Origin of the sequence: Bacillus cereus group sp. BfR-BA-01356 (assembly GCF_022663635.1) — a bacterium.
GTDB lineage: Bacteria > Bacillota > Bacilli > Bacillales > Bacillaceae_G > Bacillus_A > Bacillus_A cereus.
The window spans coordinates 1-9,592 of record NZ_JAKUFX010000180.1 but is presented as its reverse complement, the minus strand read 5'-3'; the positions used below and the strand labels follow the sequence as shown (position 1 = coordinate 9,592).

The window sequence follows — 9,592 nt, the reverse complement described above, 5'->3', positions numbered from 1 at the left end:
TTTATTTGAGATGCTTATTTTTAAGAGTATGCTTTTATTTTAGGAATGTTTTGATCCGATGAGTCGAAAGCTCAGGTTGTGCTCACTCTTAAGTTGATGGGCATGGGGTGGTTTCTATATTTAGAGAAAATACAAAAAGGATACTTCTGTCATTAGTAACAAATCCAATACTAATAATTGTATATGGGATTTTTTGTTATGAGTTGGCCTTATACTGTAAGTACGGAAGAATGAATTATAATATTTACATTTTGTTATTATGTATAGTACTTTTTATATCCATAACTACATTTACTACAATGCGGGTGATAAAAAATAGAGAATATGAATCTAAAAAATTAACAAATTCAATAGCATGGAGATCCATTTCTATTATCATTATTGTTGCAATTACATCATTTTATGGGATGCAGATTTATAAAAGTGCAATAAATTACAATGGTAAATTGGCATGGTTTATAGAAAAGTTAAAACATGAAAGGTCAGTTAAACTTAAACATAATAATATATATAAGTCTGGAGTAGAAGGTATTTTTGAAGATATAAATAAAAAATATCCTTTGCCAAAGAAATTGTATATGGCAACTGATTTTGATCTTACATTTCATTCAGATGGAACAATCACAGCGTTTGATACATTTGTTTATGGGAAAAATGATGATGGGAAAGAAGAAACTTATTTAATCTCTTATAATAAGAAGAAGTCAGAAGATATTACTATAATACGAGACGGATACGCAAAGCCTGATTATAATGATGATAAATTAGTAGAACCTTTAATTGAAACGGTTAAGGCGATTCCAGTTAAGCAAACGGTTAGAAAATGGAATGAAAGTAAGTATGGGTTGATTTATTATGGAAAAAGAAATTGGGGATCCAATACAGAGGGAATTATTAATATTACTGAGGATGGTAAGGGGCAGAGTCTTAAAAAAGCAGCTTCTGATATCATTGGATATACTGTATCTATATTTGTCCCTGGAAAAGAGCAAGAGCTAGTCCCTGCTAGATATAATTTAATAAGTGACGCAAGTTGGAGTAAATCAAAGACGCCTCCAAAAGAAGATATGCTTAAAGAGAAGAAACAACAAGATTTAAAGAATGAAAAAGAACAGTTTTTCCTATCGAAAGAAGTTGGTTATAAACTAAATATGACAGATAAAGCATTAGGGAGCGCCTTTTATTCATTAAGCAAGACTAGTGATGAAGGGAAAACATGGGAGGTTATCAATCCAGACCCATTTAATGGGGGGATTGGTAGTGTATCAGGAATCACTTTTATAAATGATAAACTTGGGTTTTTAGGAGCAATTAGGCCTTCTGGTAATGAAGGAGAGTTATATCGCACAGATGATGGGGGAGTATCTTTCAAAAAGGTAGAATATCCGCCGCATGAAGTGAAATTAGATCATACACAGTCCACAATAAGTCCTTTTGATTCACCTAGTATGCCATATGAGAAAGATGGGGTTTTTAATATGTTAGTTGGACAAGGGGCAGATGGAGACTACAATGGCGATAGTAGTGCACTTTATCAATCAAAAGATAACGGAGAGACATGGGAATTTGTAGAAGAAGTGAAAAAGAAATAATCAGAATTTTTTTTTGAAAAATAAGGTAACTACTCAGCTATATATTTCATGACGGACAGGAAGAATTTACGAGTGAAATAATTAAAGTTCTTTCTCATGCTGGAGATTGGTTAATATGGTCTACTATTCTTGCATCTTCCATCATGTATACTGTTACTTTATATAAGAATCATCCAGATATCAGAAAAATTATACATGCTCGTTTTGAAGAAATAAAGCAACGAATAAAATATTAATGTAACTAATAAAAAACGTTATTCTTTCTAGTAATTTTGCTTATTTAGAAAGAATAACGTTTTTGTTTTTTAATACTCAAGTAATAGTTTACCTGCAGTTCCTATCATATAATTTATTGAATTTTAATATACGTTATGTATAACAGATATTTACCTTATAAAATAAGGGGGGAATATTATGACTGAGACAAACGAATCTTTAGAAGTTAATTTGAAAAAAGATGTGAAGTTTTCTATTATAATTCCTGCGCATAATGAAGAAAAGTACATTAGAAAATGTTTAGATTCAATTGCAAAGGCATCAGAGGCATATAAAGAGCAAACGGAAGTTATAGTTGTTTTAAATCGTTGCACAGATCAAACAGAGGAAATAGCAAAATCTTATAATTGTGTTACATTGAAAAATAACGATAAAAACTTATCTAAAATTCGAAATGCAGGGGCTAAAATAGCTAATGGAGAAATAATCGTCACTATAGACGCTGATACCATAATGACAGAGTCTATGTTGTCTAATGTAGATAAATATTTAGCTTCAGGTAAATACATTGGTGGTGGGGTAAATGGGAAGTTTGAAAGAATATCTTTAGGAATATTTCTCTCCGCAATGTTAATCATAATCCCCTTACTTTTTAAGTACGGAGCTATATCTGTAGGGATTTTTTGGTGCTATAGAAAAGATTTTATGGCAATCAACGGATTTAATGAAAACATGCTTATGGCAGAAGATGCAGATTTCGCTAAACGTTTAAAAGAGTGGGGAAAGAAAAATAATAAGAAATTCGGTACTATTAAAAATGGAATGATAACTTCATGCAGAAGATTTGATACATATGGAGACTGGACTTTACTTAAAAATCCAAAAGTAATTTTAGCTTATCTAAAAGGAAATGATAGAAAATACGCAGATAAGACATATTATGATAACCAAGAAAGATGAAAATGGAGAAAATCTGCAGGGGAGAGCTAGTACTTTTTTAGATATAATGAGAATCCAACTTAATTTAATAGATATTATAAGAAAACCATCAATTTGATTACCCTTTTTCAAATTGATGGTTTTTATTTTTGAAATAAATATGTATTTTTTTATAAAAATATTTTTTGACCCCCATAAAACTTTGTACTCCTCCGAATATGTATAGTGAAAAAAATAAATAGAAGAAAAATGACTATGAAAGAATATAGAAGTATTAATAAAATTACTAGATTAAGTGGCATCCAAAACGGAAGGATGAAATTACCAATTATATAGAGAAGAGTTATTCAAGGATTGCAGATAAAATAGAAAATGAATAAGCAAAACGAACGGTAGAAAATAAGAAAGTAGATAAAAATACAAACTTAACTTTAGTGCCGAGAGAAAAGGAAAAATCATTAAGAAAACGTTAGACTCTAAAAATATAACTAACAGCAAGAAAACAAGACCGAAGAAAAGTACCAAGAAAATCTGGTTAAATGGTCACTTGTGTAGTGGCCATTTTGCTATTTGAAGGAGGCTGGGAGATTACAAGTGTTGAGTTTAGTAATGAAGATCTTAAGAAAACCGAAAATAGAAGATATCGTATGTAACATACAAAACAACGAAGAAGATAAAGAAGCGTTTATCGTACAGTATCAGCCTTTTATTAGAAAATCAATCTCATCTGTCTGCCGCCGATATATTACAGAACAGGATGATGAATATAGCATTGGATTGTTTGCATTTAACGAAGCAATTGAACAGTATTCCTATACAAAAGGAAAATCCTTTTTAGCGTTTGCTGATCTTCTTATAAAAAGAGATGTAATTGACTATATACGTAAGGAGTCTAAACATAACTTTGTCTTTTTAAAAGAAGATGAGCAAGAGGAAATGTTAGAAATGCAAGTGTCGCTTACGGAGTATATGAAAGAGATGGAAAATAGTAACCGTAAGGAGGAAATTCTTCATTTTCAAAGTGTGCTAGCTGAGTTTAAAATCACATTCTCAGAGCTTGCTAAAGAATCTCCTAAGCATCGTGATACGCGTGAGCACTTAATAGAAATTGTAAAAATTATTATAAAAGAAGAGGAAATGATGGAAGAGCTGTTCCGAAAGAAAAAGTTACCGCTTAAACATATTGAACCGCGTGTTAGGGTAAGTCGTAAAACGTTGGAACGACATAGAAAATACATTATTGCAATGTGTATTATTTTTGCAAACAACTATACATATATTCTGGATTACATAAGAGGGGAAAAGCATGATGAATAAAGGAATTGTGATGGATATAAAAAAGCATAGCGTAGTTGTTTTAACACCAAATGGAGAGTTTATTACGTGTAAAAGAAAAGGGGATTCTTGCATGATCGGGGAGGAAATCTCATTTGATGAGCAAGAACAAAAAGCATCGCATTTTTCGATCCCTTCCTTTTTAAAACCTGCATCAATACTTGTTGCTTGTTTTCTATTTGCAGTGCTGTTTTTCTACAACCAACCAGAAGAAAAAGTATTTGCTTACGTCTCAGTTGATATAAATCCAAGTTTAGAGGTGAGCGTAACGAAGGATTTTCGTGTTATAGATTTACAGGCTTGTAATGATGATGGAAGGCGTATTTTAAAAGAATTGAAGCAATGGGAAAATAAACAATTACAAGAAGTAATACGTACTATTATAAAGCAAAGTCAAGAGGATAAGTATTTAACGAATGATAAGCAAGTTATGCTAACAGCAGTTGCAAAGGACAAGGCGCTAGAACCACAGTTAGAAAAGGCAATGAAAGAATTGAAGAAAGAATATGAGTTAAAACATATTACAGTTGAATATCAAAGTAGCACGATGCAAGTACGAGAGAATGCTAGAAAAGCTGGAATTGGCACAGGTGTCTATATAAAGCAAGAGAATGAGAAAAACAAATCGCTTACGCCTCCTCCTGCCACGCCGCCTAATCCGGTGGGAAATGAAGAAGAGGTGCAATCACAGCCGGAGTCATCTCCTGATGCATCAATGGATTTATCTCCTGTAGACGAAAAAAAATATGAAAAGCAAGAGCAGAAAGAACAAAAGAAAACAGAGGAACAGCCATCGAAGCAAATAAAAGAAAACAATGGAAGAGGATCTCAGCAAGAAAATAGAGGGAATCAACAGGAGAATAAAAGTAGAGAAGCTCAACAAGGAAATAATGGGAATCAGCAAGGGAACAACGGAAGAGGATCACAACAAGGAAATAATGGAAATGGGCAAGGGAGCAACGGAAGAGGATCACAACAAGGGAATAATGGAAATGGGCAAGGGAACAACGGAAGAGAATCACAACAAGGAAATAATGGACAAGGGAACAACGGAAGAGAATCACAACAAGGAAATAATGGGAACGAGCAAGGAAACAACGGAAGAGAGTCTCAACAAGGGAATAATGGAAATGGGCAAGGGAACAATGGCAGAGGATCCCAGAAAGAAAATGGTGGAAACGAGCAAGGGAACAATGGTAGGGGGTCTCAACAAGAAAATAGAGGCCACCAGCAAGGGAATGAAAAGAAGAATCAATAGAATATGGAAGTGAGAGATTCATTTCAAAGCTAAAAGGATTTATCCCGCTATTTGCCGGGCAGTAAGACCTCCAGCTCAAAATTCAGCGGAAGCAAAGAAGTTAGGTGGGGATTGGGCTGCCCGTAAATGCCCGATTGGTGAGGGCTGATTAAAGTTGCACTTTATTATTCTATAGTTCTATTAAGAAGGAGTATGTGAAAAATATAATGGAGAAAAACATTCAACAAGAGAAAGATAAAGAAAAACCTGTTTTTTATGATCCGAAAGGAAGGAGAAACATAGCCTTTATTTCGTTTCTATGTATTTCAATAGTTAGTGTAGGTGTTGTATTCTATTTTTTCTTTCAAAGTATTTTTTCAACACCAGAAATTCCAAATATGAATACCGCTGTACAACAAGATACTAAACTTGTACCAATTAATCAAAAACTTAGTGATCAGCAGTTAAAGAAGGAAGAATTTAACCCAAATACCGAAACGAAGGATAATAAAAATTTGGTGAATCCGCCGAAGGATAGTAAACAACCTAAAGAAGTGTATGGTTTTTACGTAAACTGGGATGAAAATAGTACCGCTTCTTTAAAAGAAAATATCGATTCCTTAACTACGTTAGTACCAGAGTGGTATCATTTAAAAGCAGATTTAACGATTAGAAGTGAGATCAAACCTGAGATAGTAAAGTTGGCAGAAAAAAATCAAGTGAAGATTATGCCTTTGCTTACTAACTATACTGAGGAAGCTTCTGGTCCTGATAGTGGGCTAATTCATAAGTTACTGAATTCCTCAAATGATGTAAAGACAAAGTTTATTAATGATTTAGTAAGCCAAGTTAAAAAAAATCAGTTTTCAGGTATTAATATTGACTTTGAGGCCGTACCTGAAAGTGATAGAGAAAACTTAACAAATTTTATGAAAGAACTTACTACGGAATTTCATGAACATGATTTGCTCGTTACACAAGATGTTCCAGCTAATGATAAGGCTTTTGATTATAGTGCGTTAGCAAAAATAATAGATCGAATGATTGTCATGATGTACGATGAGCACTATGGAGCCGGGGAACCAGGACCAATTTCTTCAAATAAATGGTTCCAACATACATTGAAAGAACTGAATATTCCGTCTAATAAACTTATAGTTGCTTTCGGTAACTATGGATATGATTGGGAAGTAAATAGTAAAGAAGCTGCGAAGTCTTTAACTTTCTCAGAAGTTATGGCAATGGCTCATGATTCAAATATGAAAATTCAATGGGATAAGATTAGTGGAAACCCTTATTTTAGATATAAAACAGGAGAGAAAGAACATACTGCTTGGTTCTTAGACAGTGTTACTCTCTATAATCAAGTGAAAATTGCAATGGAGAACAATGCAAAGGGCTTTGCATTATGGAGACTAGGAGCAGAAGACCCTACAATATGGAAAGTTTTAAAAAATCCTATTGAGGCACAAAAAAATCCTAATGTATTACATAAAATCAATAGTTTAGATGAAGTAAATTATTCTGGACAAGGTGAAATTTTACAGATTGAGAATGAAAGAAAAAATGGATTGAGAGATTTTAAAGTAGGCAAAGATGGTTATATTACAGATGAAGTATATCAATCCTTACCATCTGCATATGAAGTGCAACGATATGGAAAACCAAATGGGAAACAAGTAGTATTAACATTTGATGATGGACCAGACCCGAAATATACGCCAGAAATTTTAGATATATTAAAAGAGAATCAAATAAAAGCTACTTTTTTTGTACTTGGTGAAAACGCACAACTAAATACTAGTATTGTAAAAAGAATATACGATGAAGGGCATGAAATTGGGAATCATACTTTCAAGCATCCTAACATAGCTGATACGTCTTTACTACGAACGAAAGTAGAACTTAATACGACGCAACGTTTAATTCAGGAAGTAACTGGACATTCTACGGTTTTATTTAGACCGCCATATGAAGCGGATGCTAACCCGGATTCATCAAATGAAATATTGCCTATTTTACGTGCACAAAATATGAACTATACAATGGTAGCGGAAAAAGTTGATCCCGAAGACTGGGCAACACCATCAACAAATGAATTAGTAAGACGTGCTCTTAATCCTATTTATAAGGGAGAGGGAAATATTATTCTTCTCCATGATGCGGGAGGGGATCGTACCCATACAGTAGAGGCGCTCCCAATCATTATTAAAGACTTAAAAAAGCATGGATATAGTTTTGTAACAATTTCAGATTTAATGAATAAAGAACGAGATGAAATTATGCCTCCTGTTTCTTCTGAGGGGAAGCAATATTTACTTTACAATAAAGCTGTCTTTTCAGGAGCTGGATATTTTAAGCATATATTAACAACTATTTTTTATATTGCTATTGGATTAGGGATTTTTCGATTTTTATTCTTAATTTATTTTGCATGGAAGCAGAAAAGAAAAACGTTATCTCGCTATATTAATTCGTCTTATCAACCTTTTGTTAGTGTTGTCATAGCGGCATATAATGAAGAAAAGGTGATAGCCAAGACGATTCACTCAATTTTGAATAGTAATTATAGAGAATTTGAAGTTATTGTTGTGGATGACGGATCGACAGATGGTACGTCAAAAGTAATGAAAGAAACATTTTATAAACACCCTAAAGTTCGTTTCATTCAGAAAGAAAACGGCGGGAAATCATCGGCAATGAACCTAGGGTTTCAACAATCGCGAGGAGAAATCATTGTCACTTTAGATGCGGATACTATTATTGCGCAAGATGCTATTTCTTTAATGGTTAGACACTTTGAAGATCAGAATGTAGCTGCAGTTTCAGGTAATGTCAAAGTGGGGAATAGACGGAATTTGTTAACTACTTGGCAACATGTTGAGTATATTACAGGGTTTAATTTAGAACGTAGAGCTTTTGATGAGTTAAATTGTATTACAGTCGTTCCAGGAGCTATTGGGGCGTGGCGCAAGAAGAATGTAGTTGAATCTGGATATTTAAGCGAAGATACATTAGCAGAAGATACGGATCTTACTATTACATTTTTACGTCAAGGGCATAGAATTGTATATGAAGAAAAAGCGTATGCTTTTACGGAATCACCTGAGGATGTGAAAAGTCTCATTAAACAGCGATATCGTTGGTCATATGGTACACTTCAATGTCTTTGGAAACATCGAAAAGCGTTGTGTAATTCAAAACATAAAACATTAGGGTTTATTGCACTGCCTAATATGTGGTTATTCCAATATGTTCTGCAATTCATTGCTCCTTTTGCAGATATATTAATGATTATAGGACTATTTAGTAGTAATCCGCTAAAAGTTTTAGGGTTTTATCTTGTATTCTTTTTAATGGATCTTCTCGCTTCTCTGTTCGCATTTAAATTAGAGGAAGAGAACCCAAAACCATTGGCATGGTTAATTTTACAACGTTTTATTTATCGTCAATTTATGACTTATGTTGTCATTAAATCTATATTCTCATCGCTTCGAGGAGTAGCGGTAGGGTGGAATAAACTAAAGAGACTGGGGAGTGTTAAACATTCCACGGAACATAAGGAGGCATCATAAAAGAGCAGACTATTTGCTCTTTTTTCATTGATTTTAGTTAGTTGAATGTAGAGTTGTAGCATAAAAACTGCTGCTTCTATAACGAGATTCCTATTCACCATTAATAGTGAGACATTATGTTAAGCTAATCCTTTAGTTTCGGATTAAAGTTTTTTTATATTTTTTTAAAATGACGGACACAAAAACGCATATACCTTCGAATTATATATATGGATAACATAAATATGTATATAAAAGGGGAGAAATAAGATGAAAGAAAAAAAAGAAATGTTTCAAGAAATCGCTGAGGTGTTAAAGGTATTGGCGCATCCAGTTCGTCTATCTTTAGTAAAAATAATGCTTGCAAAAGGTCCTACTAATGTAACAACAATGTATGGGGATTTACAAATGCCTCAAAGTACAATTAGTCAACATTTATCTAAACTAAAAGCTGCTAAAATGGTTACAGGTACTCGGAAAGGATTAGAAATTTATTATGAGGTAACTGACAATCGCACAAAATCAATATTAGCATGTTTAGTTTAAATAATGCCTTCTATTTCAAAATAAAAAACGCTATTCTTTTCTATGATTTTACAGTGGTCTGCCCCCATTTGGTGAGACAAAGAAAAAACACCTAGATAACATGTTTCCTATAAGCTATAGGTGACATATTATCTAATTTTCTCTGAATCCGTTCATTATTATAGTAGTGGATG

At 33.2% G+C, this 9,592-nt stretch carries 7 protein-coding genes and 1 pseudogene; 7 read left to right on the top strand and 1 reads right to left on the bottom strand.

Annotated features, from left to right (window positions below; genetic code table 11):
* The first annotated feature begins 107 nt into the window (after nt 1–107).
* From MR168_RS30765 to MR168_RS30735, 7 genes and pseudogenes are all read left to right on the top strand, one after another.
* Nucleotides 108–1,592, top strand: coding sequence for a WD40/YVTN/BNR-like repeat-containing protein (locus MR168_RS30765; RefSeq protein ID WP_074048016.1), 1,485 nt, complete (start codon nt 108–110; stop codon nt 1,590–1,592).
* A 44-nt stretch (nt 1,593–1,636) separates the two neighbouring features.
* A pseudogene (locus MR168_RS30760) lies at nt 1,637–1,828 on the top strand (hypothetical protein); the annotation flags it as partial.
* A gap of 178 nt (nt 1,829–2,006) precedes the next feature.
* Nucleotides 2,007–2,768, top strand: coding sequence for a glycosyltransferase family 2 protein (locus tag MR168_RS30755; RefSeq protein WP_000140997.1), 762 nt, complete (start codon nt 2,007–2,009; stop codon nt 2,766–2,768).
* A 573-nt stretch (nt 2,769–3,341) separates the two neighbouring features.
* On the top strand, nt 3,342–4,064 hold the full coding sequence (gene sigI, locus MR168_RS30750; RefSeq protein WP_002082432.1) for an RNA polymerase sigma factor SigI: 723 nt from the start codon (nt 3,342–3,344) through the stop codon (nt 4,062–4,064).
* The gene (locus MR168_RS30745) at nt 4,054–5,340 is read left to right on the top strand and encodes an anti-sigma factor domain-containing protein (RefSeq protein WP_086411796.1); all 1,287 of its coding nucleotides are present in this window, start codon (nt 4,054–4,056) and stop codon (nt 5,338–5,340) included. Before sigI ends, MR168_RS30745 begins: the two co-directional genes overlap by 11 nt.
* 206 nt (nt 5,341–5,546) lie before the next feature.
* Nucleotides 5,547–8,894: a trifunctional glycoside hydrolase family 18/polysaccharide deacetylase/glycosyltransferase family 2 protein gene (locus MR168_RS30740; RefSeq protein ID WP_242291719.1), complete on the top strand. Its 3,348-nt coding sequence runs from the start codon at nt 5,547–5,549 to the stop codon at nt 8,892–8,894.
* 249 nt (nt 8,895–9,143) lie between these two features.
* A complete protein-coding gene (locus tag MR168_RS30735; RefSeq protein ID WP_000660066.1) occupies nt 9,144–9,419 on the top strand; it encodes an ArsR/SmtB family transcription factor in 276 nt (91 codons plus the stop codon).
* A 91-nt stretch (nt 9,420–9,510) separates the two neighbouring features.
* On the opposite strand, the gene MR168_RS34015 is transcribed toward MR168_RS30735, so the two are convergent.
* Nucleotides 9,511–9,591, bottom strand: a complete 81-nt coding sequence (locus MR168_RS34015; protein ID WP_141553007.1) for an IS3 family transposase — start codon at nt 9,589–9,591, stop codon at nt 9,511–9,513.
* Nucleotide 9,592: the final 1 nt, after the last annotated feature.